At 63.0% G+C, this 26868-nt stretch carries 27 protein-coding genes; 17 read left to right on the forward strand and 10 right to left on the reverse strand.

Annotation, left to right across the window (positions count from 1 at the left end):
• Window positions 1–159: 159 nt before the first annotated feature.
• From P3T22_RS14745 to P3T22_RS14755, 3 genes are all read right to left on the reverse strand, one after another.
• Window positions 160–834, reverse strand: coding sequence for a helix-turn-helix domain-containing protein (locus tag P3T22_RS14745; protein ID WP_429325324.1), 675 nt, complete (start codon window positions 832–834; stop codon window positions 160–162).
• Between the two features lie 233 nt (window positions 835–1067).
• Window positions 1068–2234 carry an MFS transporter gene (locus P3T22_RS14750; RefSeq protein ID WP_429325325.1) on the reverse strand — a complete coding sequence of 389 codons (1167 nt, stop codon included), beginning with the start codon at window positions 2232–2234 and terminating at the stop codon, window positions 1068–1070.
• Window positions 2235–2265: 31 nt separating this feature from the next.
• On the reverse strand, window positions 2266–2667 hold the full coding sequence (locus tag P3T22_RS14755) for a VOC family protein (RefSeq protein ID WP_063497300.1): 402 nt from the start codon (window positions 2665–2667) through the stop codon (window positions 2266–2268).
• A 379-nt stretch (window positions 2668–3046) separates the two neighbouring features.
• Between P3T22_RS14755 and miaB the strand changes: the two genes are divergently transcribed.
• The 6 genes from miaB (at window position 3047) to lnt (ending at window position 9755) form a co-directional block, all read left to right on the forward strand.
• The gene (gene miaB / locus P3T22_RS14760; RefSeq protein WP_429325326.1) at window positions 3047–4420 is read left to right on the forward strand and encodes a tRNA (N6-isopentenyl adenosine(37)-C2)-methylthiotransferase MiaB; all 1374 of its coding nucleotides are present in this window, start codon (window positions 3047–3049) and stop codon (window positions 4418–4420) included.
• A gap of 47 nt (window positions 4421–4467) precedes the next feature.
• The gene (locus P3T22_RS14765; protein WP_063497302.1) at window positions 4468–5541 is read left to right on the forward strand and encodes a PhoH family protein; all 1074 of its coding nucleotides are present in this window, start codon (window positions 4468–4470) and stop codon (window positions 5539–5541) included.
• An 83-nt stretch (window positions 5542–5624) separates the two neighbouring features.
• A complete protein-coding gene (gene ybeY, locus P3T22_RS14770; RefSeq protein WP_063497303.1) occupies window positions 5625–6086 on the forward strand; it encodes an rRNA maturation RNase YbeY in 462 nt (153 codons plus the stop codon).
• 39 nt (window positions 6087–6125) lie between these two features.
• Complete coding sequence (locus tag P3T22_RS14775) at window positions 6126–6806, forward strand: gamma-glutamylcyclotransferase (protein WP_063497304.1); 681 nt, start codon at window positions 6126–6128, stop codon at window positions 6804–6806.
• Between the two features lie 284 nt (window positions 6807–7090).
• Entirely contained in the window at window positions 7091–7987 is an 897-nt protein-coding gene (locus tag P3T22_RS14780) for an HlyC/CorC family transporter (protein ID WP_063498085.1), read from the forward strand.
• 49 nt (window positions 7988–8036) lie between these two features.
• Entirely contained in the window at window positions 8037–9755 is a 1719-nt protein-coding gene (lnt, locus tag P3T22_RS14785) for an apolipoprotein N-acyltransferase (protein ID WP_429325327.1), read from the forward strand.
• 197 nt (window positions 9756–9952) lie between these two features.
• Here lnt and P3T22_RS14790 read toward each other — a convergent pair whose 3' ends face one another.
• Window positions 9953–10564, reverse strand: a complete 612-nt coding sequence (locus tag P3T22_RS14790; protein WP_181448380.1) for a glutathione S-transferase C-terminal domain-containing protein — start codon at window positions 10562–10564, stop codon at window positions 9953–9955.
• 230 nt (window positions 10565–10794) lie between these two features.
• On the opposite strand from P3T22_RS14790, the gene P3T22_RS14795 reads away from it, so the two are divergent.
• From P3T22_RS14795 to P3T22_RS14835, 9 genes are all read left to right on the forward strand, one after another.
• Window positions 10795–12201, forward strand: a complete 1407-nt coding sequence (locus P3T22_RS14795; RefSeq protein WP_429325328.1) for an aminopeptidase P N-terminal domain-containing protein — start codon at window positions 10795–10797, stop codon at window positions 12199–12201.
• Window positions 12202–12232: 31 nt separating this feature from the next.
• A complete protein-coding gene (locus P3T22_RS14800) occupies window positions 12233–13465 on the forward strand; it encodes a UbiH/UbiF/VisC/COQ6 family ubiquinone biosynthesis hydroxylase (protein WP_429325329.1) in 1233 nt (410 codons plus the stop codon).
• A 262-nt stretch (window positions 13466–13727) separates the two neighbouring features.
• Window positions 13728–14795, forward strand: a complete 1068-nt coding sequence (gene dusB, locus P3T22_RS14805) for a tRNA dihydrouridine synthase DusB (RefSeq protein ID WP_429325330.1) — start codon at window positions 13728–13730, stop codon at window positions 14793–14795.
• The gene (locus tag P3T22_RS14810; protein ID WP_006049915.1) at window positions 14792–15025 is read left to right on the forward strand and encodes a Fis family transcriptional regulator; all 234 of its coding nucleotides are present in this window, start codon (window positions 14792–14794) and stop codon (window positions 15023–15025) included. Before dusB ends, P3T22_RS14810 begins: the two co-directional genes overlap by 4 nt.
• A gap of 57 nt (window positions 15026–15082) precedes the next feature.
• Window positions 15083–16648, forward strand: coding sequence for a bifunctional phosphoribosylaminoimidazolecarboxamide formyltransferase/IMP cyclohydrolase (gene purH / locus P3T22_RS14815; RefSeq protein ID WP_429325331.1), 1566 nt, complete (start codon window positions 15083–15085; stop codon window positions 16646–16648).
• Between the two features lie 244 nt (window positions 16649–16892).
• Window positions 16893–17435 carry a crossover junction endodeoxyribonuclease RuvC gene (gene ruvC / locus P3T22_RS14820; RefSeq protein WP_063497310.1) on the forward strand — a complete coding sequence of 181 codons (543 nt, stop codon included), beginning with the start codon at window positions 16893–16895 and terminating at the stop codon, window positions 17433–17435.
• A gap of 47 nt (window positions 17436–17482) precedes the next feature.
• The gene (ruvA, locus tag P3T22_RS14825) at window positions 17483–18064 is read left to right on the forward strand and encodes a Holliday junction branch migration protein RuvA (RefSeq protein ID WP_063497311.1); all 582 of its coding nucleotides are present in this window, start codon (window positions 17483–17485) and stop codon (window positions 18062–18064) included.
• Between the two features lie 31 nt (window positions 18065–18095).
• On the forward strand, window positions 18096–19160 hold the full coding sequence (gene ruvB / locus P3T22_RS14830; RefSeq protein ID WP_063497312.1) for a Holliday junction branch migration DNA helicase RuvB: 1065 nt from the start codon (window positions 18096–18098) through the stop codon (window positions 19158–19160).
• A 39-nt stretch (window positions 19161–19199) separates the two neighbouring features.
• Window positions 19200–20138, forward strand: coding sequence for an oxygenase MpaB family protein (locus tag P3T22_RS14835; RefSeq protein WP_063497313.1), 939 nt, complete (start codon window positions 19200–19202; stop codon window positions 20136–20138).
• Between the two features lie 154 nt (window positions 20139–20292).
• Here the strand turns inward: P3T22_RS14835 and P3T22_RS14840 are convergent, their stop codons facing one another.
• From P3T22_RS14840 to tyrS, 3 genes are all read right to left on the reverse strand, one after another.
• Complete coding sequence (locus P3T22_RS14840) at window positions 20293–20970, reverse strand: histidine phosphatase family protein (RefSeq protein WP_063497314.1); 678 nt, start codon at window positions 20968–20970, stop codon at window positions 20293–20295.
• 111 nt (window positions 20971–21081) lie between these two features.
• The gene (gene dtd, locus P3T22_RS14845) at window positions 21082–21540 is read right to left on the reverse strand and encodes a D-aminoacyl-tRNA deacylase (protein ID WP_063497315.1); all 459 of its coding nucleotides are present in this window, start codon (window positions 21538–21540) and stop codon (window positions 21082–21084) included.
• Between the two features lie 80 nt (window positions 21541–21620).
• Window positions 21621–22865 (reverse strand): tyrosine--tRNA ligase, encoded by a 1245-nt coding sequence (gene tyrS, locus P3T22_RS14850; RefSeq protein WP_063497316.1) that lies wholly within the window; start codon window positions 22863–22865, stop codon window positions 21621–21623.
• A 206-nt stretch (window positions 22866–23071) separates the two neighbouring features.
• On the opposite strand from tyrS, the gene P3T22_RS14855 reads away from it, so the two are divergent.
• The gene (locus P3T22_RS14855) at window positions 23072–24202 is read left to right on the forward strand and encodes an anhydro-N-acetylmuramic acid kinase (protein ID WP_429325332.1); all 1131 of its coding nucleotides are present in this window, start codon (window positions 23072–23074) and stop codon (window positions 24200–24202) included.
• A gap of 87 nt (window positions 24203–24289) precedes the next feature.
• Here the strand turns inward: P3T22_RS14855 and erpA are convergent, their stop codons facing one another.
• The 3 genes from erpA to rplM form a co-directional block, all read right to left on the reverse strand.
• Window positions 24290–24655 (reverse strand): iron-sulfur cluster insertion protein ErpA, encoded by a 366-nt coding sequence (gene erpA, locus P3T22_RS14860; RefSeq protein ID WP_007180424.1) that lies wholly within the window; start codon window positions 24653–24655, stop codon window positions 24290–24292.
• Between the two features lie 268 nt (window positions 24656–24923).
• On the reverse strand, window positions 24924–25316 hold the full coding sequence (rpsI, locus tag P3T22_RS14865; protein ID WP_011489810.1) for a 30S ribosomal protein S9: 393 nt from the start codon (window positions 25314–25316) through the stop codon (window positions 24924–24926).
• 11 nt (window positions 25317–25327) lie between these two features.
• Window positions 25328–25756: a 50S ribosomal protein L13 gene (gene rplM, locus P3T22_RS14870; RefSeq protein ID WP_007180422.1), complete on the reverse strand. Its 429-nt coding sequence runs from the start codon at window positions 25754–25756 to the stop codon at window positions 25328–25330.
• Between the two features lie 684 nt (window positions 25757–26440).
• On the opposite strand from rplM, the gene P3T22_RS14875 reads away from it, so the two are divergent.
• On the forward strand, window positions 26441–26863 hold the full coding sequence (locus P3T22_RS14875) for an OsmC family protein (RefSeq protein WP_063497318.1): 423 nt from the start codon (window positions 26441–26443) through the stop codon (window positions 26861–26863).
• Window positions 26864–26868 lie beyond the last annotated feature (5 nt).

Here is a 26868-nt window from a genome sequence, read left to right on the forward strand (position 1 = left end):
CCCTGAAGACGCACTGATTGCCGGATCGACCGGCTGGCAAAGAATACAACAGTCGCGCGAAACCTGCAGCGCAACCCCACTGATTAGACGGACATTGCTTCACAGCCGATCCTCACAGCACATCCGCCTGAAAAACCTCATTCGTCAAACCGGCGCTGCCTAGCGCGTCAAATCATGCGGCGCAGGCACGTCCCAGCGCGGCGGCGTTTCCGCCTTCAGCGTCACGCGAAACGCGCGTGCTTCGGTGTCACCGGGATTGCGCAAGCTGTGCGGCTGGTCGGCGTCGAACACGATCGCGTCGCCGGTTGCCAGCAATTGGCGCTGGTCGTGCACGCTGACTTCCAGCGTGCCTTCGCTCACCACCAGATTCACCGTGGTGCCCGGCGCGCGGCGCGTACCGGCCTCGGTATGCAGCGGCGCGATACGCAGCTCGTGGAACTCGGCGGCGGTCGGCTCGGCATCCGGATACAGCGGCCGGGCTGAAAAGCGCCCATTCGAACTGACGAGCCGCGACGAACGCTCCGCCGGCAAATGCTCGAAGCCGTTGATCGCATGACGCCGCAAGAACGCGGCCACCGAGACCTTCAACGCCGATGCCACCTTGCACAGCACCTTGATCGACGGCACGCTGCGCGCTGACTCGATCTGCGCGAGCATCGCCCGCGAAACGCCCGAAGCACGGGCCAAGGCGTCGAGCGAAAGTTGGCGCTCGGCGCGCAAACGGGCGAGATTCACGCCGACCAGATGTTCAAGAGCATCGAAGGGTTCAGCGGCACGCGGCGATGCATCGATATCAGCCGCGGGATCGCGAACCAGTGCCAGCGGGGAATGCATGATTGCCTCCAGAAGCGCCGCCGGACGGCGGGCAAGCGGTTAGTGGAAGCAAGATAGCATCGCGCCCTGCCACGCCCAACGAAGTTATCTTCACACTGTTATCAGCATTGCGGATGACGATTCTCGCAAAGCTTGTGCGAATTATTCAAATGGACGTGTCCAGCCTCAGATGCGCTCAAGCACGTACACACACTCAAGCACATCTCGGGATATCGGATGCGCCGCACCGACACTCACGCGCGCTGCGCGACTGCCGATGCCGGCGCATCCATCCGCGCCGCGAACCACGTGAGCAGCAATGCCGCCACGCTGACCGCCGCCGCGACCCACGGCAACGTATCGAGCGAATGGCCGTGATTGATTACCAGACCGCCGAGCCACGCGCCGGCCGCGTTGCCCATGTTGAACGCACCGATGTTCAGCGTCGAAGCCAGATTCGGCGCCGCAGCGGCCTTCTCGACCACGCGCATCTGCAACGGAGGCACCGTGGCGAACGCAGCAATGCCCCACACGAAAATGGTAATCGCCGCGGCCACCTGCGAATGACTGGTGCGCGCGAAGATCGCCATCACGACCGCAAGCGCCACCAGAATGCCCATCAACGAAGGCATCAGCGCGCGGTCCGCGAGCTTGCCGCCCACGGTATTGCCGATAGTGAGGCCCATACCGAACAGCACCAGAATCAGCGTCACGCCACGCGGCGAGAAGCCGCTGACCTGCTCGAGAATCGGCGCGATATAGGTGAACACGACGAACACGCCGCCAAAGCCGAGCACCGTCATCGCGAGCGCGGTCCAGACTTGCGGGTCTTTCAGCACGCGCACCTCATGGCCCAAACCGACCGGGCCGGAATCGTGACGATTTGGCACCAGCAACGACACGCCCGCCAGCGACAGCACCCCAAACGCGCTGACGATCCAGAACGCCGCACGCCAGCCGAACTCCTGGCCGACGAAAGTGCCGAACGGCACGCCGAGCACATTTGCGAGCGTCAAGCCGGTGAACATCAGCGCAATGGCGCTCGCCCGCTTTTCAGCCGGCACGAGCGAAGCGGCCACTACCGCGCCAATGCCAAAGAACGACCCATGCGCGAACGACGTCACCACGCGCGCGACCATCAGCACGGAATAGCTGGACGCGATCGCGCACAGCGTATTGCCGACGATGAACAGCCCCATCAGCAACTGCAACGCGAGCTTGCGCGGCATCTTGCTGGTGACTACCGCGAGCAGCGGCGCACCGACCGCGACACCAAGCGCATAGCCGCTCACCAGCAAACCGGCCGACGGAATCGACACGGCCAGATCGCGCGCAACCTCAGGCAGCAAGCCCATGATCACGAACTCGGTCGTGCCGATCGCGAAAGCGCTGATCGCTAGCGCCAGTAATGGAATGGGCATTTTTCTACTCCAGGTTCTAAAGTTAAGCGTGTTAGCTACGGTGAACGTGACGCAGCGCCGTCACGAATTCGATGACCACTCCCGGCGCGAGCGCGACGAACAGCTGCAATTCGGCTTGCTGAGGACCTATCTGGGGCACTTCGGCGAGCTGGTAAGGCATGTCCGCCGCGTGCAGGCGGTGCAAGAACGCCTGCCATTCGTCGGCGCTCTCCAGCCGGAAGGCGATATGGTCGATGCGTGGCGCCGCCCTTCCCGTCTGTGCAGGCACCGTCGCGTCAATCAGATGAATCGCCGGGCGGCCGCTTGCACACAGCCAGTAGCCGTCGATCGAAAACGGCGGACGCTTGCCTTGCGTCAGTCCGGCGACGTCGACGAAAAAACGACGCGCGGTCTCGAGGTCAGCGGTGACGATCGTTGCGTGATCGAGTTGCATGGCGGGGCTGCACGGAGCACAAAGGGTTTACGAGGAGTGCATTGTGAGCGGAACGGGTCGATTTGATAATTGGCGTAGCATTTGAAGCATTTTCAAATATTTTTGAAATATCGCGATGGATAACCTCGGTGCAGCACTTCAAGGTGCCATTCGGGAGCGGCTGCAGCCAAGGGCCGCGGCAGAAACCGCATCCGATGAGGGGCTATAATGCTTAGTTACGCTGCGAACGTGCATTGAAAGCGGACCGAAATCGGCCCTGGCGGACTCAAGCAAGCCCAACCGCCCCCCCGTGGCCCGTCCACACGCTACCGGTACGTTCGACCCCTCTTCACCTTTTAAACGACGCCCCCAGGTTAACCACTGCGACCGGCGAAAATCGATGACCAAGAAAGTTTATGTAAAGACCTTTGGCTGCCAGATGAACGAGTACGACTCCGACAAAATGGTCGACGTACTCGGTGCGGCTGAAGGGCTCGTCAAGACCGACACGCCGGAAGACGCGGACGTCATTCTGTTCAACACCTGCTCGGTGCGCGAAAAAGCCCAGGAAAAGGTCTTCTCCGACCTCGGCCGCGTGCGCGAGCTGAAGGAAGCGAATCCGAATCTGATCATCGGCGTCGGCGGCTGCGTGGCGAGCCAGGAAGGCGCGTCGATCGTGGCGCGCGCGCCGTATGTCGATCTGGTATTCGGTCCGCAAACCCTGCACCGTCTGCCGCAAATGATCGACAAGCGCCGCGAAAGCGGCCGCGCCCAGGTCGACATCTCGTTCCCGGAAATCGAAAAGTTCGATCACCTGCCACCGGCGCGCGTCGACGGTCCGAGCGCGTTCGTGTCGATCATGGAAGGCTGCAGCAAGTACTGCAGCTACTGCGTCGTGCCGTACACGCGCGGCGAAGAAGTGTCGCGTCCGCTGGACGACGTGCTGACCGAAATCGCCGGCCTTGCCGACCAGGGCGTGCGCGAAGTCACGCTGCTCGGCCAGAACGTGAATGCCTACCGTGCCGGACTCACGCTCGGCTCGAGCGAAATCGCCGATTTCGCACAGCTGATCGAATACGTCGCCGATATTCCAGGCATCGAACGGATTCGCTACACCACGTCGCATCCGAAGGAATTCACGCAGCGCCTGATCGACACCTACGCCAAGGTGCCGAAGCTCGTCAGCCATCTGCACCTGCCGGTGCAGCACGGCTCCGACCGCATCCTGATGGCGATGAAGCGTGGCTACACGGTGCTCGAATACAAGTCGGTGATCCGCAAGCTGCGCGCGATCCGTCCTGACCTGTCTTTGTCGACCGACATGATCGTCGGCTTCCCCGGCGAGACGGAAGAAGACTTCGACAAGATGATGGCGTTGATTCACGAGATGAAGTACGACACCAGCTTCTCGTTCATCTACAGCCCACGTCCAGGCACGCCAGCCGCGAATCTGCACGACGACACACCGCGGGAAGTGAAGCTCAAGCGTCTGCAACATCTGCAGGCTACGATCGAAGAAAACGTGCAGCGCATCAGCGACTCGATGGTCGGCAAGGTCGAGCGGATTCTGGTCGAGCGCCCGGCACGCAAGGACCCGAACGAACTCGCAGGCCGCACCGAGAACAACCGCGTGGTGAATTTCCCGGCGCCTGTCGCATCGCACGCGCGGCTGATCGGCCAGATGGTGGACGTGAAAATCGTCCATGCGTACCCACATTCGTTACGTGGCGAGCTCGTGCTGGTGCACGACGACGCACACGCGACCACTCATTGAGCGACGCCCGCCCGGCGTCACGAACCCGACAGGATCGATCCACCGCCTTGAAGACCACTCAGCAGCATCTGGAATTCACCGCACCGCGCGACGACAACGCGCGGCTCGCCAACCTCTGCGGACCGCTCGACGAGAATCTGCGGCAGATCGAGCAGGCGCTCGACGTGACGCTGCAACGCCGTGGCCACCGCATCACGATTCGCGGGCGCGGCGCGAAACTCGCGCTCACCGCGCTTGAAAACTTCTACAACAACGCGCGCGAGCCGCTGTCGGTCGACGACATCCAGCTCGCGCTCGTCGAAGTGCGCCACCCGGCGCGCCATCGTGCGAACGGCAACGGCCACGGCGCGGACGCGGCAGACGCGCGTTTCCCCGGCAACCCGGATCATCCGTTCGATCAACCCGCCGACGCCGGCGAAGACGACCTCGAAGAACTCGGCCCGAAGCTGTACACGCGGCGCGCCGACCTGCGCGGCCGCACACCGGCGCAACGCGAGTATCTGAAGCAGATCATTTCGCACGATGTGACGTTCGGCGTCGGCCCGGCGGGGACGGGCAAGACGTATCTCGCCGTGGCTTGCGCGGTGGACGCGCTGGAGCGTGACCAGGTCAAACGCATCGTGCTGACGCGTCCGGCCGTCGAAGCGGGCGAACGCCTCGGCTTCCTGCCGGGCGATCTGGCGCAAAAGGTCGATCCGTATCTGCGTCCGCTGTACGACGCGCTGTACGACCTGCTTGGCTTCGACAAGACCGCCAAGATGTTCGAGCGGCAAATGATCGAAATTGCGCCGCTCGCGTACATGCGCGGCCGCACGTTGAATCACGCGTTCATCATCCTCGACGAGGCGCAGAACACCACGCCCGAACAGATGAAGATGTTCCTCACGCGGATCGGCTTCGGCTCGAAGGCCGTGGTCACCGGCGACACGACCCAGGTTGACTTGCCGCGCGGCGCGAGAAGCGGGCTGATCGAGGCACAGCAGGTGCTGGCGGACGTGCGCGGCATTGCGCTCACGCGCTTCACGAGCGCCGACGTGGTGCGGCATCCGCTGGTCGCGCGAATTGTGGAGGCGTACGATGCGCATTCGCAGAAAACCGCCAGTCCGGCGGATTCACGCTAATTTCCGGCGCTGATTTGCGGCGCGAATTAGCGCCAAATCGCACTGAATATGCCGCAGCAACCCAAGCAACAAGTCGACACCGCATGAGCCGCGCCCCGAAACTGACGTTGAATCTGCAATTCCCCGCCGCCAAGGCCTGGCCGGAACACAAGGCGCTGCTGCCGCGCGCCACCGTGGCCGGCTGGATCAAGGCGGCGCTCTTCGCAGACGGCGAACTGACCGTGCGTTTCGTCGACGCCGAAGAAGGCCGCCTGCTTAACCGCACCTACCGGGGCAAAGACTATTCGACCAACGTGCTGACGTTCGCGTACGCCGAATCGGAAGACGATCCGGTGACCGGCGACCTGATCCTGTGCTGCCCCGTGGTGGAAAAAGAAGCCGCCGAACAGGGCAAGCCGCTGCTCGCGCACTACGCGCATCTACTGGTGCACGGCACCTTGCACGCGCAAGGCTACGACCACGAGGTCGAGGAAGAAGCCGAGGAGATGGAAGCGATCGAAACCGAAATCCTCGGCAAGCTCGGTTTCCCGGATCCTTACCAATAATCTTTCCCAACGTCTTTACCATCTCCGTCAGAAACCACAGTGAGCACGTCCTCCCCTGAAGCCGATACGCGCAACACGCGCTACACGGACTATCCGCCCGCGCTCGGCGAATCGCGGCTGCTGACGGACGAGGAGTTGCGCGCGTCGCTTGAATGCACCTTGCGCGACTGGGACCGCAAAAGCGATCTGTGGCTGTTCGGCTATGGATCGCTGATCTGGAATCCCGGCCTGCCCACCGTCGAAGCCGCCCGTTCGAAAGTGCACGGCTATCACCGCGGGCTATATCTATGGTCGCGCGTGAATCGCGGCACGCCCGAGCAGCCGGGCCTCGTACTCGCGCTCGATCGCGGCGGCTCGTGCTCCGGCATCGCCTTCCGCCTCGCCGCGGAGGGTGCGATGCCGCATCTGGAAGCGTTGTGGCGCCGTGAAATGCCGATGGGTTCGTACCGCCCCGCTTGGCTGCCCTGCGTGCTCGCCGACGGCCGGCGCGTCGACGCGCTCGCGTTCGTGATGCGCCGCGACGTGCCGAGCTACACCGGCAAGCTGCGCGACGAGGTCGTCAAAGCCGTGCTCGGCTGCGCGTGCGGCCGCTACGGCACCACGCTCGACTATGTCACCCGCACCGTCCATGCGCTGCGCGAAAGCGGCATGCCCGACCGCGCGCTGGAGGCACTGCTTGAGCGTTGCCGTGAGGAAAGCCGCGAGGCCGGGCAGAAATAGGGCAAACGCGAGGCCAAACGCGAGGCCAAACGCGAGGCCAAACGCGAGGCCAAACGCGAGGCCAAACGCGAGGTTTTTCAACCGCGAGGGCAATCGCGTTTTTTTGGTCGAAAACGCTTTTCCCCGCGTAATCAGTTAGGATGGACCCACGCCCTGCCGCACGCGGGTGGGCGGTTTCGTCACATCACTCATCGCCCAAGCCAGGCGGGACACGGTCCTGCCATGTGCCTGGTGTATCCTTAATGCTCTGCAACAGCGCGCTCAGTTTCGCCGGGCGCACTACCATGAACGACACGTATCCCAGTCGACACCGAACTAGCGACAAACCACAGGAAAAACGCTCACTCCTCGAGCGTCTGACCGACTTCATCTCGCCCGAGCCCGACTCGCGCGCAGAACTCCTGGAAATCCTGCAGGACGCGCACGAGCGCAACCTGATCGACGCCGACTCGCTGTCGATGATCGAGGGCGTGTTCCAGGTGTCCGAACTCAGCGCCCGCGACATCATGGTGCCGCGCGCACAAATGGACGCGATCAACATCGCGGACAATCCCGCCGAATTCATCCCCTACGTGCTGGAAAAAGCGCACTCGCGCTATCCGGTCTACGAGGGCAATCGCGACAACATCATCGGCGTGCTGCTCGCGAAAGATCTGCTGCGCTACTACGCCGAAGAGGAATTCGACGTGCGCGGCATGCTGCGCCCCGCCGTCTTCATCCCGGAGTCGAAGCGCCTGAACGTGCTGCTGCACGACTTCCGCGTGAATCGCAATCATCTCGCGGTGGTGGTCGACGAATACGGCGGCGTGGCCGGCCTGATTACGATCGAAGACGTGCTGGAACAGATCGTCGGCGATATCGAAGACGAATACGATTTCGACGAGGAAAGCGGCAACATCATCGCCTCGCCGGACGGGCGCTTCCGCGTGCGCGCGCTCACGGAAATCGAGCAGTTCAACGAGGTCTTCGACACGCATTACTCGGACGACGAAGTCGATACGATCGGCGGCCTCGTCACGCATCATTTCGGACGGGTGCCGCATCGCGGCGAAAAAGTCCGCATCGACGATCTGATCTTCGAGATTCTGCGCGGCGACGCCCGCCAGATTCACATGCTGCTGGTGCGCCGCGACCCGCTCGCCGGCCAGCGCGAGCGCGAAGCGCAGCACGTGCAGACCTGATCCGCTTCCTTTCTTCGCTTCTCCAACTCCTCACGCCGACCGCGCAACAATGGCCGACCCGATTACATCCCGTTCGCGCCGCGGCGTGAGTGTCCCTGCCGCCCGAGAAGCGCGCGGCCGCGCACTGCCCCGCTGGCATTACCTCGTCGCGTTGGCCGCCGGTGCGGCCAATACGCTGTCGTTCGCACCGACGCCGCACGGCGGCTGGCTCGAACTCGTGATCTTCGCCTTCTTCTTTGGGTGGCTGACGCGCACCACCGGCTGGAAAAGCGCAGCGCTGACGGGCGGCGCTTTCGGCTTCGGCAACTTCGTCACCGGTGTGTGGTGGCTGTACGTCAGCATGCACGACTACGGCGGTATGGCCGCGCCGCTCGCGGGCGCGGCGGTCGCGCTGTTCTCGCTGTATCTGGCGGTGTATCCGGCGCTCGCTGCTGGCATCTGGTCGTTCTGCGCGGGGCACGCGAGCAATGGCGCGTCCGATACCGACCAACCGTTCTCGCCGACCTGGCACGGCGCGCTGGCTTTTGCGAGCGCGTGGGCGATCGGCGAATGGTTGCGCGGCACCGTGTTCACCGGCTTTCCGTGGCTTGCGAGCGGTTATGCGCAGGTGGACGGCCCGTTCGCCGGGTTTGCGCCCGTGGCGGGCGTGTACGGCGTCGGCTGGATGCTGGCGCTGGTGGCGGCGTTGATCGTGCAGGCGCTGTTGCCGCTGCTGCCCTCGCGCGGGCAACGCGATGCCGCTGCAGTCGGCAATGCTGGAAATGCCGGCAGTGGGACTAAACGCCGTATCGCGCGCGTTGCGGCGCCAGGGGGAATCGCGGTTGCGCTGATCGCGGCCGGCCTGTTGCTGCCGCTCGCGCAATGGACCCTGCCGGCCAACGCGCCGCTGACGGTGCGCCTCCTGCAAGGCAACGTCAAACAGGAAATGAAGTTCGAAGAAGCCGGCATGCGCGCCGCGATCGACCAGTATCAGCAGATGATTACGTCGAAGCCGGCCGACCTGATCGTCACGCCGGAAACCGCCATTCCGGTGCTCGCGCAGCAATTGCCGCCGCAGTTCGCCTCGGCAGTGCGCAACTTCTCGGATAGCACGGGTACCGCGATCGTGTTCGGCGCGATCGGCGGCACCATCACGCCGGAAGGCCAGGTGGTCGACTATACGAACAGCCTGTTCGGCGTCACGCCGGGCGCGCGCGACGTGTATCGCTACGACAAACACCATCTCGTGCCCTTCGGCGAATTCGTGCCGTGGGGCTTCCGCTGGTTCGTGAATCTGATGAACATTCCGCTCGGCGATTTCGCACGCGGCGCGCCGGTGCAAAAGCCGTTCGTCGTGCACAACCAGCCGGTCTCGGTCGATATCTGCTACGAGGATATTTTTGGCGAGGAGATTGCGCGGAACATTCGCGAGAGCGATACGCCGGCGGGTGTGCTGGTCAACTCGACCAATCTCGCCTGGTTCGGCGACACCATCGCGCTGGATCAGCACTTGCAGATTGCACGCATGCGTTCACTGGAAACTGGGCGCCCGATGCTGCGCGCCACCAACACGGGCATGACGGCCGCGATCGACGCCAACGGTAAGGTGATCGGACGCCTGATGCCGTACACGATCGGCTCGCTCGATGTGACGGTGCAGGGTACCTCAGGCAGCACGCCCTATGTGACGAGTGGGAATAACACGGTGCTGGCTGTTTCGTTGCTGCTGCTGGCGTTCGGGTTTGCGTTCGGGCCGGGGATCGTACGGCGTCAAAACGGCAAGAAATGAGCTGCCAATAAGCGTCGATGAAGCGATCTGGCCGCTTCTACACGGAAACCCTGTTCAATCACGGCCGAAAAAACCACCATAAAAAACGCGCGCTTCGGGAAAAACCGAGCGCGCGTTTTTTATTCGAAAGCAACCCGGCCGATCGATGTCGATTGCACGACACAAGCAGCCGCGACACGCCGTTCAGTGAACTTGACTCAGGCCGGCACCGTATCGATAAACGACTGGCGCAGTGACAGTTTCTGGAAATGCTTATCCAGATTCGGATACCCTTCGCGCCAGTTCAATTCGGGCATGCGGAAATCGAGGTAGCCCAGCGCGCAGCCCACCGCGATGTCCGCGAGTGTGTAGTGATTGCCCGTGCACCACGGCTTGCTGCCCAAGCCTTGCGACATCGCGATCAGGCCTTCGTCGATCTTGCGTTGCTGCCGCGCGACCCACGCGTCCACGCGCTGTTCGGGCGTGCGCTGGGTGCCTTCGAGGCGAATCAGCACCGCGGCGTCGAGGATGCCGTCGGCAAGTGCTTCCCAGCAGCGCACTTCGACGCGTTCGCGCCCAGACGGCGGAATCAGCTTGCCGACCGGCGACAGCGTATCCACGTATTCGCAAATCACTCGCGAGTCGAACACTGCTTCGCCGTCTTCCATCACGAGACACGGCACCTTGCCGAGCGGATTGAAGGTGTGAATCGCGGTATCCGGCGCCCAGACGTTCTCGGGCACGAGTTCGTAGTCGATCTTCTTGTCGGCCAGAACGATCCGCGCTTTGCGCACGAACGGGCTGGCGAGCGAACCGATGAGTTTCATCATGACCATCTGCCTTTTCTTGAATTCGGCGAAAGTATAAGTGGTTGGCGCCATTCCCGAGCGCAGAGTAGCCACTTCGCAAGCCGCACGGATGCTCGCCGTGCATGGATTGCAACATTGCCGCGACGCCCGCGCGCCGTCTACCCGGCCAAATGGCTAACGCGGCTGGGGCGCCCCCTCCCCGCCAGTATCCGCGCAAAATAAGTCTCCGCATTGGGCGCTACAATCGCAAAATGAACCAGCCGACCGAACCCACCATCGCCATCGACGTCTACCGCACGCGTCGCGAGCGCGTACTCGCCGCACTGCGCGCAGCGGGCGCGGGCGTCGCCATCGTCCCCACCGCGCCGGAAAAGCTGCGCAACCGGGACGCCGACTACCCCTACCGGCACGATAGCTACTTCTACTATCTGACGGGCTTTACCGAACCCGAGGCGTGCCTCGTGCTCGATTCAAGCGCCGCGCCTGGCGAGCCGGCTTCGATCCTGTTCTGCCGCGAGAAGAATGTCGAGCGCGAGACGTGGGACGGTTTCCGTTTCGGGCCGGACGGCGCGCGCGAGGCGTTCGGCTTCGACGCCGCCTTCGCCGTGGGCGAAGTCGATACGCAACTGCCGCACATTCTCGCTGACAAGCCGGCGCTGCATTACGCGCTCGGCACGTCGGCGGAACTGGACGAACAGGTGCGCGGCTGGCTCGACGCCGTGCGTGCGCAAGGCCGCAGCGGCGTCGCCGCCCCCACCGTCGCGCGTGATCTGATTCCGTTGCTCGACGAGATGCGGCTCATCAAGGATCCCCACGAACTCGCCATCATGCGCCGCGCCGGACAGATTTCGGCGCAAGCGCATCGCCGCGCGATGGCCGCCTGCCACCCCGGCGTGCGCGAATACGAACTCGAAGCCGAGTTGCTTTACACATTCCGCAAATTCGGCGCTCAGGCGCCGGCTTACACGTCGATCGTCGCGGCGGGCGCCAACGCCTGCGTGCTGCACTACCCAGCCGGCAACGCGATTGCCCAGGACGGCGACCTGATCCTGATCGACGCCGCCTGCGAACTCGACGGCTACGCTTCCGACATCACCCGCACCTTCCCGGCGAGCGGCCGCTTCACGGCGGCGCAGCGCGAGTTGTACGACCTCGTGCTGGCCGCGCAGAAGGCGGCCGTCGACGCCACCCGCGTCGGCGCCACCTTCGACGATCCGCACGAGGCCGCCCTGCGTGTGCTGTCGCAAGGTCTGCTCGACACCGGCATCATCGACCGCACGAAGTTCGCCTCGGTCGACGCGGTGATCGCCGAGCGCGCCTACGCGCCGTTCTACATGCACCGTACCGGCCACTGGATCGGCATGGACGTGCACGATGTCGGCGACTACCGCGAACGCGGCGCGCCGCGTGACGAAGCGGGCGCGCTGCCGTGGCGCACGCTGCAGGCGGGAATGACGCTGACCATCGAGCCCGGTCTGTATATCCGTCCGGCCGAAGGCGTGCCCGAGCGCTACTGGAACATCGGTATCCGCATCGAAGACGACGCGATCGTCACGCCGGCCGGCTGCGAACTGATCACGCGCGACGTCCCGGTGGCCGCCGACGAGATCGAGGCGCTGATGCAAGAGGCCCGCGCGGCCCAGCAAACAAAACGGTAAGCCAGGCAGTAACCCAAGGAAACAACCCGCCATGAACGACGTCCCCCAGTCGACGGTGATTCTGAAACCCGCCGTGTCCGACCGCCCCTTCGATTTCGACGTGACGATCGTCGGCGCCGGGCCGGTCGGGCTGGCGCTTGCCGGCTGGCTGGCACGCCGCAGCGCGACGCAGGCGCTGAAGATCGCACTGATCGACGCGCGCGAGCCGGAAGATTCGATTGCCGATCCGCGCGCGATCGCCGTGTCGCACGGTAGCCGGATGATTCTCGAACCGCTGCGCTGGCCCGCCGACGCCACCGCGATCCAGCGCATCCACGTGTCGCAGCGCGGCCATTTCGGCCGCACGCTGATCGACCACGGCGAGCACGGCTTGCCGGCGCTCGGCTACGTGCTGCGTTATGGCGCAATCGTGCACGGTCTCGCCGAGGCGGTTCACGCGACTTCCGTGCACTGGTTCCGCTCCACCTCCGCCGCGGCGCCGACTCAGGAACTCGACGGCGTCACGCTGCCGATCGAAACCGCGGGTGTCACACGCCACCTGCGCACGCGGATTCTGGTCAATGCCGAAGGCGGCCTGTTCGGCGACCAGAAAACCGCCAGGAGCGCGGCTAGCAGCGCCGGCGGCACACGCGATTACGGGCAGACCGCGCTGGTCGGCACGGTCAGCGTGTCGGCGCCGCAACCGCATGTAGCGTGGGAACGCTTCACGTCGCAAGGACCGATCGCGCTGCTGCCGATGGGCGGCGTGCGCGGCGCGAATTACGCACTGGTCTGGTGCTGCGCACCCGAAGAAGCCGCGCGGCGCGCCCAGCTCACGGACGACGAATTCCTGCGCGAACTCGGCGCCGCATTCGGCAGCCGCATGGGCCGCTTCACGCAAATCAAGGGGCGCGCGTCGTTCCCGTTGGGGCTGAACGCGGTCGATACGCTGGTGAAGGGCCATGTCGTCGCAATCGGTAATGCGGCGCAGACGCTGCATCCGGTGGCGGGTCAAGGCCTCAATCTCGGCCTACGTGACGCGCATGCGCTCGTCGATGCCTTGTCGGCGGAAGGCCCCACCCCACTGGCCTTGGCAACGTTCGCGCAACGCCGCGCGCTCGACCGGCGCCTGACGATCGGCGCGACCGATACGCTCGCACGCCTGTTCACCGTCGACTTCGCGCCGCTCGCCGCCCTGCGCGGCCTCGCTCTCACCGCGCTCGAATTCGTGCCGCCGGTGAAAACCGCGCTGGCGCGGCAAATGATGTTCGGTCAACGCCGTTGAGCGCGCCACCCGCTCGCGGCCGCACGGCCGCTGCAGGCTTTTTAGGCGCCGTAGGTGGGCACATAAGCGGCGCCGCGCAAGCGGTGCCGGTTCTATGAATCGGGCACTTTCATAGAAGATTTAATGAGTTACGGCAGACGCAAGTCAGGTGTCGGCTATCTGTTAACGCTAAAATAGCGGTTTTCCCTCGCATTTCGCGAACGCTCCGATTGACAGAATCTGAAAAGACACTGAAACAATCGGTCGCAGGCGCGTCCAAGTCATGCCTACTCTCGGCTCCCACAATCTGCGTAACAACTTGTTCGTCGCCCCCATGGCCGGCGTGACCGACCGGCCGTTCCGGCAATTGTGCAAACGGCTGGGCGCGGGCTATGCGGTGTCGGAAATGGTCGCCTCGAATGCGCAGTTGTGGAAAAGCGAAAAGACCATGCGCCGTGCCAACCACACGGGCGAGGTCGAGCCGATCGCCGTGCAGATCGCCGGCGCCGATCCGGCCATGATGGCCGAAGCCGCCCGCTACAACGTGGCGAATGGCGCACAGATCATTGACATCAACATGGGCTGCCCGGCCAAGAAGGTGTGCAACGTGGCCGCGGGTTCGGCCTTGCTGCAGAACGAACCGCTGGTGCAGCGCATCGTCGAGGCGGTGGTGGGCGCGGTGGGCGTCGGCCCTGATGCCGTGCCCGTCACGCTGAAGATCCGCACCGGCTGGGATCGCGCGAACAAAAATGCTTTGACGGTCGCGCGTCTGGCCGAGGCCGCCGGCATTTCCATGCTGACCGTGCACGGCCGCACCCGCGCCGACCTGTATCACGGCGACGCCGAATACGAGACCATCGCTGCCGTCAAAGCGGCGGTGCGCATTCCGGTGGTCGCCAACGGCGACATTACGTCGCCGCAAAAAGCCCGCGAGGTGCTCGCCGCCACCGGCGCCGACGCCATCATGATCGGCCGCGCCGCGCAGGGGCGTCCGTGGCTGTTCCGCGAGATCGAGCATTTCCTGCAAACGGGTGAGTTGCTGCCGCCGCCGCGCATCGACGAAATCCAGCAGGTCATGAACGAGCATCTCGAAGATCACTACGCGTTCTACGGCGAATTTACGGGTGTGCGCACAGCGCGTAAGCATATCGGCTGGTACACTCGCGGCCTTTCTGGCGCCAACGTGTTCCGGCACCGCATGAATACGCTGGACACCACGCGCGAACAACTCCTCGCCGTCAACGAATTCTTCAACGCCCAAAAGGCGATCTCCGACCGCCTCGTCTACGTCGACGAGACGCTCAGCAAGAACGACGGCGAGCCGGACCATACCGACCGACTAGCAGCATGAGCAAGAACAATATCGAACAATCTGTCCGCGACAGCCTGGGGATATATTTCCAGGATCTCGACGGCTCCAATCCGCATGACGTCTACGACATGGTCATTTCATGCGTGGAAAAACCCTTGCTCGAAGTGGTGCTCGAGCAGGCCGGCGGCAACCAGTCGCTGGCCGCCGAGTATCTCGGCATCAACCGCAATACGCTGCGCAAGAAACTGCAACAGCACGGTCTCCTGTAGCTCGTTTTAGTTTCTTTCGCGCCCTGCCACGTTTCCCTTCGGCTTTTCGTCTTCATCATGATCAAGCAAGCGCTCATCTCCGTTTCCGACAAGTCCGGCATTGTCGACTTCGCCAAGTCGCTGTCGGACCTCGGCGTCAAGATCCTGTCGACCGGCGGCACCGCGAAACTGCTCGCGGACGCGGGCCTCTCCGTCACCGAAGTCGCTGACTACACGGGCTTCCCGGAAATGCTGGACGGACGCGTGAAAACGCTGCATCCGAAGGTGCATGGCGGCATTCTGGCGCGCCGCGACCTGCCGGAACACATGGCAGCGCTTGAAAAGCACGACATTCCGACGATCGACCTGCTGGTCGTGAATCTGTATCCGTTCGTGCAGACCGTGTCGAAAGAAGAGTGCTCGCTGGAAGACGCGATCGAGAATATCGACATCGGCGGCCCGACCATGCTGCGCTCAGCCGCGAAGAATCATCGCGACGTGACGGTGGTGGTTGATCCGACGGATTACGCAGTCGTGCTCGACGAAATGCGTGCAAATAGCAACGCAGTTTCGTACAAGACGAACTTCCGTCTGGCCACCAAGGTGTTCGCGCACACCGCGCAGTACGACGGTGCGATCACGAACTACCTGACGAGCCTGACCGACGAATTGCAACACTCGTCGCGCAACACTTACCCGGCTACCTTCAACCTGGCCTTCGACAAGGTGCAGGACCTGCGCTACGGCGAAAACCCGCATCAGAGCGCCGCGTTTTACCGCGACCTCTCCGTGCCGGCGGGCGCACTGGCGAACTACAACCAGTTGCAGGGCAAGGAACTGTCGTACAACAACATCGCCGATTCCGATGCGGCGTGGGAATGCGTAAAAACGTTCGACGTGCCGGCTTGCGTGATCGTCAAGCACGCGAATCCGTGTGGCGTGGCAGTGGGCGCGGACGCCAACGAAGCGTATGCGAAGGCGTTCCAGACCGACCCGACCTCGGCGTTCGGCGGCATCATCGCGTTCAACCGTGAAGTCGACGAAACGGCGGCGCAAGCGGTGGCCAAGCAGTTTGTCGAAGTGCTGATCGCACCGTCGTTCAGCGCGGCGGCTCGCCAGGTGTTCGCGGCCAAGCAGAACGTGCGTCTACTGGAAATCGCTTTCGGCGAAGGCCATAACGCGTTCGATCTGAAGCGCGTCGGCGGCGGCCTGCTGGTGCAATCGCTCGATTCGAAAAACGTGCAGCCGCATGAGTTGCGCGTGGTCACGAAGCGTCACCCGACACCGAAGGAAATGGACGACCTGCTGTTCGCATGGCGCGTCGCGAAGTACGTGAAGTCGAACGCGATCGTGTTCTGCGGCAACGGCATGACGCTCGGCGTCGGCGCGGGCCAGATGAGCCGCGTGGATTCGGCGCGTATTGCGAGCATCAAGGCGCAGAACGCCGGTTTGACGCTGGCGGGTTCGGCTGTGGCGTCGGATGCGTTCTTCCCGTTCCGTGACGGTTTGGATGTAGTGGTTGCAGCAGGCGCGACCTGCGTGATTCAACCGGGCGGCTCGATGCGCGACGACGAAGTGATCGCTGCGGCTGACGAGCACAACATCGCGATGGTGGTGACCGGCGTGCGTCACTTCCGGCATTGATTTCGGCTTCGCGGAGACCGCCTGATACTTTGTGGCGCGGTAATCGCTAACGTAGCTTGAGCGAAACGGCTCGGTGGACATTTCCGCCGGGCCGTTCTCTTTTGCGTGTGTGTGCGCCGCCTTTCAACGCCAACGCATGCGACAGCAGTTTTTATTCCGCCGGCGTCGCTGCACACCGACCGCCACACGGCGCGTTCGTTGTAGTATCGCAAGCACCTGATTTTCACCGCGCATGCGGCACCTCATGAGAATTCTCGGCATCGACCCCGGCCTGCGCGTGACCGGCTTTGGCGTAATCGATCAAACCGGACACACGCTTAGCTACGTCGCAAGCGGCGTGATCAAAACCGCCGACGCCGATCTGCCGTCGCGTCTCGGCACCATTTTCGAAGGCATTTCGACGCTGATCCGTCAACATTCGCCGGATCAGTCAGCGATCGAAAAGGTGTTCGTCAACGTCAATCCGCAATCCACCCTGCTGCTTGGTCAGGCACGTGGCGCGGCGATCTGTGGACTGGTGGCGGGGGGGGTGCCGGTCGCCGAATACACGGCCTTGCAGTTGAAGCAGGCCGTGGTCGGTTACGGCCGCGCGACGAAGGAGCAGATGCAGCAGATGGTGGTGCGGCTGCTCAACCTCTCCGGCGTGCCCGGCACCGACGCCGCCGACGCCCTCGGCATGGCGATTTGCCACGCGCACGGCGGCACGACGCTTAGTACGCTGGGCGGCATTGCGCCTTCGTTGGCGAAGAAGGGGTTGCGGGTGCGGCGCGGAAGGTTGGTGGGGTAGAGATTCGGTGCGCTACACTCGCCCTTTCTCTAAAGATTGAATCCGCCATGATCGGTCGCATTGCCGGCGTTCTGCTGGAAAAAAACCCGCCGCATCTGCTCGTCGACTGCAACGGCGTCGGCTACGAAGTCGATGTGCCGATGAGCACGTTCTACAACCTGCCTTCGAACGGCGAACGCGTCGTGCTGCTCACGCAAATGATCGTGCGCGAAGACGCGCATCTGCTCTATGGTTTCGGCACCGCCGAGGAACGCTCGACTTTCCGCGAGCTGCTGAAGATCACCGGCATCGGCGCGCGCATGGCGCTCGCCGTGCTCTCCGGCATGAGCGTGCATGAACTGGCGCAGACCGTCACGATGCAGGACGCAGCGCGCCTGACTCGCGTGCCTGGCATCGGCAAGAAAACCGCGGAGCGGCTGCTCCTCGAACTGAAGGGCAAGATCGGCGCCGACCTCGGTGCGATGGCGGGCGCGGCGTCGGCATCCGACCACGCCTCCGATATCCTGAACGCGCTGATCGCATTGGGTTACTCCGAAAAAGAAGCGTTGGCGGCCATCAAGAACGTGCCGGCCGGCACCGGCGTTTCCGAAGGCATCAAGCTCGCGTTGAAGGCGCTATCCAAGGGCTAAAGCTCGAACTCGCGCGCGGTACAATGACCGCATGATCGAAACCGACAAACTCGCCGCCGAGCGCATCATCGCGGCCACGCCCGTCTCGCCGAACGAAGAAGCGTTCGAGCGCGCGTTGCGCCCGCGCCAGCTCGAAGAATATGTCGGCCAGGAAAAAGTGCGCGGTCAGCTGGAAATCTTCATCGAGGCGGCCAAGCGCCGGTCGGAATCGCTCGACCACGTGCTGCTGTTCGGACCGCCGGGTCTTGGCAAGACCACGCTCGCGCACATCATCGCGCGGGAAATGGGTGTCAATCTGCGGCAAACTTCCGGTCCGGTGCTCGAACGCGCCGGCGACCTCGCTGCGCTGCTCACCAACCTCGAAGCCAACGACGTCCTGTTCATCGACGAAATCCACCGGCTCTCGCCGGTCGTCGAGGAAATTCTGTATCCGGCGTTAGAGGACTATCAGATCGACATCATGATCGGCGAAGGACCGGCCGCGCGCAGCGTGAAGCTGGATCTGCAACCGTTTACGCTAGTCGGCGCAACCACCCGCGCGGGCATGCTGACCAATCCGCTGCGCGATCGCTTCGGGATCGTGGCGCGGCTCGAGTTTTATAACGCCGAAGAACTCGCGCGCATCGTCACGCGCTCGGCATCGCTGCTGCATGCGCAGATCCATCCAGATGGCGCGTTCGAAATCGCCAAGCGGGCCCGCGGCACGCCGCGGATCGCGAACCGGCTGTTGCGCCGCGTGCGCGATTTCGCCGAGGTGAAAGCAGACGGCAACATCACCGCACAGGTGGCCGACGCCGCGCTCAGAATGCTCGACGTCGACGCAGTCGGCTTCGACCTGATGGACCGCAAGCTGCTCGAAGCGATCCTGCACAAGTTCGACGGCGGCCCGGTCGGTGTCGACAACCTGGCGGCGGCAATCGGCGAAGAACGCGACACGATCGAAGACGTGCTCGAACCGTATCTGATCCAGCAAGGATTCCTGCAACGCACGCCGCGCGGCCGCGTCGCCACGCTGCTCACGTACCGGCACTTCGGTCTCGCCGCGCCGGACGCTTCGAGCCCCATCCCCGGCCTGTGGGATTCGGCCGCGCCTTGAACCGGCAGCCCATCCGCATCGCGTGAGGCCGATCTAGCAATGTCCGATCAAGCCAGGCAACCCAGCTCACGCGCGGGTCTCGCACAATTGCTCACGAGCGGAATCCGCTCGAAACTGGCTGCCGGTGTCACGCATCTGACAACCGGGAGCGGCCCCACACTCGATTACTCATCGCCCCCCGGAGACCCCGGCCTCTTCGGGCCCGACTCCGTGTGCTGGAAAGTCCACGCCGACTTTACGTCGATGATGACGGGTGGCATCAGCGCACTGCTGCTCCAGGCACTGCATCCGCTGGCACTCGCCGGCGTATGGGACCATTCGACGTTTCGCACCGATATTCTGGGGCGGCTGCGCCGAACCGCGACTTTCATCTCCGGCACGACGTATGGCAACCGGCACGATGCTTTAGCGCTGATCGAGCGCGTGAAGCGCATTCACCTCGGCGTCACTGGCATTGGGCCTGATGGCCAGCCGTATCGCGCAAGCGATCCTGCCCTGCTGACTTGGGTGCACGTGGCCGAGGTGTCGAGTTTCATGACTGCGCACTTACGGTACGTGAATCCGTTGCTGCCCGTTGCCGCGCAGGATCGGTACTTCGAGGAAACCGCGCGCATCGCCGAGAAGCTCGGCGCGTCGAATATTCCGCGCTCACGTGCCGGGATCGACGCTTACCTGCTCGCCATGCAACCCGAGTTGGTGGCCAGCGAGCGTACTCGAGAAGTCGTGAAGATTCTGATGAATGCGCCCGCACCGACCGCCGCGATGGGGCCCGCGGGAGCATTGATGTTGAACGCCGGCGTTGATCTGCTGCCCGATTGGGCGCAGGCGATGCTTGGGTTCGAGCGATTCGCTGGTCTTCGTCGCGCGCTCACCCGACCCGGTGTGCGGTTGGTCGCGCCGGTGATCCGCTGGGCGCTGGCAAACGGCGTATCGAAGCGGGCACGCCACCGCGTTGCTGCTGCGCGCGAATCCAGGTAAGCCGCGCGAAATAACCACTGCGAGATAGCTCGCCGCAGGATAGATTTCTGCGAGATAGCTTTCTGCGAAAGAGCTTCGGCGAGTAGCGGCCCCCTGAGTGTCGCGAGCGAGGCAAGCCGTGCAAACCGGCTCCATGCAAATGGAACCGCTCCGATCAACGCCCCGGTTCCGGCGTCCTTTTGAAGCTATCGTCCGCACTCGGCGCTTCGAGATGCGACACGTCCGCCCACGACACGATCGTCGCCTTGTGACCGTCGTCGGCGTAATCCACCACGTTGACGCTCGTGTTCAGCAACGCGTAATCACGCGGCGCATCGAGTGATAGACCGCACGCAAAACGACGCACGCAATCTAGCACGCCGCCATGCGCGACGACGGCGATCCGCCCGCCCGGATGCGCGGCCACCAGAGGCTCGATCGCGTGCAGCACGCGGTGATAGAGCGTGCGCTGCGATTCGCCTTCAGGCGGCGCGAAGCCTGGATCACGGGTTTGCCAGTGCGCGTATTCGTCGGGGAAACGGACGGCGATCTCGTCGCTGTCATGCCCCTGAAACGCGCCGTATGAGCGCTCGCGCAAACCTTCACGCAGTTGCAACGGCAGGCCGAGCGCGTCGGCGATCGGCTGCGCGGTCTGTTGCGCGCGTTGCAGATCGCTCGAATAGATCGCATCGAGCCGCGCGCCCTCTTGCACCTCATTCGCGATGCGGCGTGCAAGGCGCTTTGCCTGCGCAAGGCCGGTCGTCGCGAGCGGAATGTCAATGTGACCTTGAATGCGCTTGATGCGGTTCCAGTCGGTCTCGCCGTGGCGGATGAGCAGAATCTGCGTGGTCATGGGATGAACGTGGGCGCCAGTAGCCGGTTATGCCGAGCCGCTATTGTCGCAAAAAGCGGCCGGTGGCGTAGCGGCGTGCCACCGCATACCCCATGCGGCGGCAGTTGAGACTCAAGCGTTTGTCTGCAGCCAGAACGTGACCGGCCCGTCATTGACGAGCGACACCTGCATGTCGGCGCCGAACTCGCCCGTCTCGACGATCGGGTGCTTTGCGCGGGCTGCCGAGACGAAGTAATCGAATAGCCGCTTGCCCTCGTCGGGCGGTGCGGCGGGCGTGAAACTGGGACGCAGGCCGCTGTTGGTGTCAGCGGCCAACGTGAACTGCGAAACGAGCAGCAAGCCGCCCGCGCGCCCGGCGCCGTCGAGATTCTGCACGGAGAGATTCATCTTGCCGGCGGCATCGCTGAAGACGCGGTAGCCGAGCACCTTGGCGAGCAGCCGGTCAGCTGCGGCCTCTGTGTCGCCACGTTCGGCGCATACGAGCGCCAGCAGGCCCGCCTCGATCGCGCCGGTCACGCGGTCGTCCACGCGCACTTCCGCGCGCCGCACGCGCTGGATCAGCGCGATCATCGGCTCGACTCCGAATGCAACAACGCTCGAATCACCATCGCGTTATCGTTGAGTCCGCTGAGGTTGAGTCCGCTGAGCCGTCAAGCCGTCAGCGTGACGCGCGCAAAACGGCGCTTGCCGACCTGCACGACGTACTCGCCTGCTTCGACCTTCAGGCCCTTGTCCGATACCGTCGTACCGTCGATCTTCACGCCGCCTTGTTCGATGTTGCGCAGCGCCTCGCTGGTCGACGGCACGAGGTTGGCCTGCTTGAGCAATTGGCCAATAGCGAGCGGTGCGCCCGCGAGCGTGACCGACGGAATATCGTCCGGCACGCCGCCCTTCGCGCGATGATTGAAGTCTTCGAGCGCGCGCTCGGCATCGGCTTGCGAGTGGAAGCGCGCGACGATTTCCTGACCGAGCATCACCTTGAAATCGCGCGGATTGCGGCCCGCTTCAATCTCTTTTTTGAAGCCGGCAATCTCATCCATCGGACGGAACGACAGCAGTTCGAAGTAACGCCACATCAGCACGTCGGAGATGCTCATCAGCTTGCCAAACATGTCCGTCGGCTTTTCGCTGATACCGATGTAGTTGTTCTTCGACTTCGACATCTTCTCGACGCCGTCCAGGCCTTCGAGCAACGGCATGGTCAAGATGCACTGCTGATCCTGACCGTACTGCTTCTGCAGTTCACGGCCCACCAGCAGGTTGAACTTCTGGTCCGTGCCGCCGAGCTCGAGGTCGGCATTCAGCGCGACCGAGTCGTAGCCTTGCATCAGCGGGTAGAGGAATTCGTGGATCGAGATCGGCACGCCGCCCTGGAAACGCTTGGTGAAATCTTCGCGCTCGAGAATCCGCGCCACCGTGTAGCGCGATGCGAGCTTGATCATGCCGTCGGCGCCGAGCGGCATCGACCATTCGCTGTTGTAGCGGATTTCGGTCTTGTCGCGGTCGAGCACGAGTGCGGCTTGCTCGAAATACGTTTTCGCATTCGATTCGATCTGCTCGCGCGTGAGCGGCGGGCGCGTGGCATTGCGGCCCGACGGATCGCCAATCAGCGACGTGAAGTCACCGATCAGGAAAATCACCGTGTGACCGAGGTCCTGCAACTGGCGCATCTTGTTCAGCACGACCGTGTGCCCGATGTGGATGTCAGGCGCGGTCGGATCGAGGCCGAGCTTGATACGCAGCGGCTTGGCCGTAGCCGCGCTCTTCGCGAGCTTTTGCGCGAATTCGTCTTCGATCAGCAGTTCGTCGACGCCGCGCTTGGTGACGGCGAGTGCGTGACGGACTTCGTCGGTGATCGGGAAGGCGGGGCTGGGCTTAGTGGACTCGGTTGTCATGCTGGAAACGTGAAGTCGCGAAAAAGAGAGATTGTCCCATAGATGCGCGCCGGCGCGCCCACTGACTCAGCCATAAGCGCGCCGCCGGCGTACGATTTCGGCTTGTCGGGGCGCGCCATTGGCGTCGTGACGCTTTATATTCGGCCGCGCTTGCACCGATAATCTGCTAAAAGAGATCGCAACGAATCATCGAGAGGAGCAGCAACGTGGCGCAAAACCCCGCAGACGGCGTCTACTTTGGATTGATGTCCGGCACGAGCATGGACGGTGTGGACGGTGTGGCCGTCAAATTTGCCCAAGGCAAGCCGCCGGTGGTGCTGGCCGAGGCGTTTGTCGGGTTCGCGGCGGGCTTGCGCGAGGCCCTGTTCGCACTTCAACAGCCGGGGGACAACGAAATCGAACGCGAAGCGCTGGCCGCTAATGCGCTCGCCACGCGCTACACCGTGTGCTGCCACGAATTGCTGCAAGGCAGCCGCGTGCCAGCCTCGGAAGTCCGTGCAATCGGCGTCCACGGCCAGACGGTGCGGCATCGGCCGGAAAAAGGTTACACGCGCCAGATCAACAACCCCGCGCTGCTCGCGGAAATGATGCACATCGACGTGGTCGCTGACTTCCGCTGCCGCGACGTCGCGGCCGGCGGCCAGGGCGCGCCACTCGTGCCGGCGTTTCACGCCACCGTGTTCGGCGCGAAAGACGAAACGCGGGTGGTCTGCAATCTGGGCGGCATCAGCAATATCACGATCCTGAACGCGACCGGCGGCGTGCGCGGCTTCGACTGCGGGCCGGCGAACGTACTGCTCGACGAGTGGGCGCAGCGCCATCTCGGCAAGCCTTTCGACGAAAACGGTCACTTCGCCGCGAGCGGCCAGGTCGACCGCACGCTCCTTTGTGCATTGCTCGACGAACCCTTCTTCTCGCAACAACCGCCGAAAAGCACCGGCCGTGACTTATTCAACGCGCAATGGCTGGATGCAAAGCTCCAACCGTTCGCCGCCCTCGCCCCCGCCGACGTACAAGCCACACTGGTCGCGCTGACCGCGGTAACGGTTGCCCGCGAAATCGAACGACATGCATCGGACGCCAGGGCGGTCTATGTGTGCGGCGGCGGGGCGCGCAATCCGGAGATTCTCAAAGCCCTGCGACAGGCGCTGGAGGACAGCGGCGTAAGCGGCGTGCCCGTGATGACAACCGACGCGCTCGGCGTCCCGCCGAGCCAGGTCGAGCCGCTGGCGTTCGCCTGGCTTGCCATGCGCTGCGTGGCGCGCTTGCCGGGCAATTTGCCGGCAGTCACTGGCGCCTCAGCCGAGCGCGTGCTCGGGGCGATCTACCCGCGCTAAGCGAAGAGTCCGATGTTTGGCTCAGGCAATAAGAAACGGGGCCGAAGCCCCGTTTCCTTTACAACCTGTCGCCTAACCGGCCGGCCATCAAACCGAGAACGACGAGCCGCAACCACAGGTGGTCGTAGCGTTCGGGTTCTTGATAACAAACTGCGCGCCGTTGATGTCGTCCTTATAGTCGATCTCAGCGCCGACCAGATACTGGTAGCTCATCGAATCGATCAGCAGCTGGACGCCGCTCTTGTTCATGACGGTGTCGTCTTCGTTGACGGCTTCGTCGAACGTAAAACCGTACTGAAAGCCCGAGCAGCCGCCGCCCTGCACGAAAACGCGCAGTTTCAGGTCCGCATTGCCTTCTTCTTCGATCAGTTGCTTGACCTTGTCAGCCGCTGCGTCGGTAAAAACGAAGGGGGCGGGCATCTCGGTCACGGGTGTATCGGTGACTGCGTTCATTCGAACTCTCCAAAAAGCTTCTAACCGCTATTGTAGGGCTGATCTCAATATCGTGCTGAAGCCCACAAAATCAATGGGTTCTTCCAGGAAATTCTATCGATCGACGCCGGCCGCCATCAGCCTGCCTGAGCGGACAGAACCACCGCCCCTGCGAGAAAACCGTCGTCGCCAACCCAGCGCGGAAAAACCATAAAAAAAGCCGCCTTCGCGAAAGCGTTGGCGGCTTTTGCAGCATTCCAGCCCGAAAGCCGGATTGCACACGAAGCGATTAACGCTTCGAGAATTGCTTCCTGCGACGTGCCTTGTGGAAGCCGACCTTCTTACGTTCGACTTCACGAGCGTCACGCGTCACGAAGCCAGCCTTCGACAGTTCCGGCTTCAGCGTTGCGTCGTAGTCCATCAGTGCGCGGGTGATGCCGTGGCGAACCGCACCGGCTTGACCCGTTTCACCGCCACCCGTCACGTTGACTTTGATGTCGAACGTAACGCCGTGGTTCGTGAGTTCCAGCGGCTGACGCACGATCATCAGCGACGTTTCGCGCGAGAAGTAATCGGCGATAGGCTTGCCGTTCACAACGATATCGCCCTTGCCTGCCTTGATGAAGACGCGTGCGACGGCGCTCTTGCGGCGGCCCGTGCCGTAATTCCAGTTACCGATCATGTGGGCTCCCCTTAGATCTCGAGCGCTTTCGGCTGTTGTGCCGAATGCGGATGCGTTGCTTCAGCGTAGACCTTCAGCTTCTTGATCATCGCGTAGCCGAGCGGGCCCTTCGGCAGCATGCCCTTGACCGCTTTCTCGAGCGCGCGGCCCGGGAAGCGTTCTTGCATCTTGCCGAACGTCGTTTCATAGATACCGCCCGGGTAACCCGAGTGACGGTAGTACTTCTTGTCAGTAGCCTTGTTGCCCGTGACGCGCAACTTGCCGGCGTTGATAACGATGATGAAATCACCGGTGTCGACGTGCGGAGTGAATTCAGGCTTGTGCTTGCCGCGAAGACGGTGTGCCACTTCGCTGGCGACACGCCCGAGAACCTTATCCGTCGCGTCAATCACGTACCATTCACGCGTAACCTCATGGGCTTTTGCGGAAAACGTCTTCATGATCGATCCAAAAAAATTGCTGCGCCCAATGTGTTTTTTCCTGCTTGTAGTGTGCGCATCGAGGCGCGTGCAGGCTCTCCCTGGTTCTTCCTCCGCGGGCGCGGATGCGGAAAAGCTCTGAATTATAAAGGAATTTGTCACGCCGAGTCAAAGCTTGCAGGGTTTCGGGCGACAAGTTGCGTGCGGCGACGGCCGGATAGCGCCCTTTGACGCTCCTCGTGACACGCCGAACGGCATCGGCTCGGGACCCAAGCGCGGACGAAAAAAAACCCGAACGAGCGGTTCGGGTTTAATCCACCAAAGGAGGAGGCGGAGGAGACAGCGGAGGTTGCAGAACTGTTGCAACCGATGGGCTCGATTATAGGAGGCGGTCTTGTGCGACGCAAGAACATTTGCATTGCGAAATTCAATCCCACAATGTGGTATATCGTCTTGCAGACCGCAAAATAGCTAATTCTCTTTAAAATCAACCACCCATGCCGTTTTAAGCCAATATATAAGCAGACATCAGCTAGAGTAAAACCCCTAAACCGGTCAGGACTTACCCGAATCGGCGGAACATGCCGCACCGCAACACGCAAGTGGTCATTGGGCATAAGTTCCGGCGAAAGTCCCTTCGGGCGGACGCGCAAACACCGGGCTACAATGCGTTTTCGATATAAGCGCAGCGCGGTGGAGCACAGCATGGAATGCAAAGTTAGCTGGATGGGGCAAGACGGGATGGCGTTTGCGGCCGAGACGGGCAGCGGTCATCTGGTCACGATGGACGGCGCGCCGGAAGGCGGCGGCCGCAATCTCGCGCCGCGTCCGATGGAAATGGTTCTGCTCGGCACGGGCGGCTGCACGGCGTACGACGTCGTGATGATCCTGAAGAAAAGCCGCCAGGAAATCGCCGGCTGCTCGGTGACGCTAAAGGCCGAACGCGCCAGCGAAGATCCGAAAGTGTTCACCAAGATCCACTTCCACTTCACCGTTACGGGCAAAAATCTGAACCCGGCTACGGTGGAACGCGCGATCAATTTGTCGCACGACAAATACTGTTCGGCGTCGATCATGATCGCGAAGACCGCTGAACTCACGCACTCGTTCGATATCGTCGCGGGTTGAGCGCG

It is taken from the genome of Paraburkholderia sp. GAS348 (assembly GCF_050434205.1).
Taxonomy (GTDB): Bacteria; Pseudomonadota; Gammaproteobacteria; order Burkholderiales; family Burkholderiaceae; genus Paraburkholderia.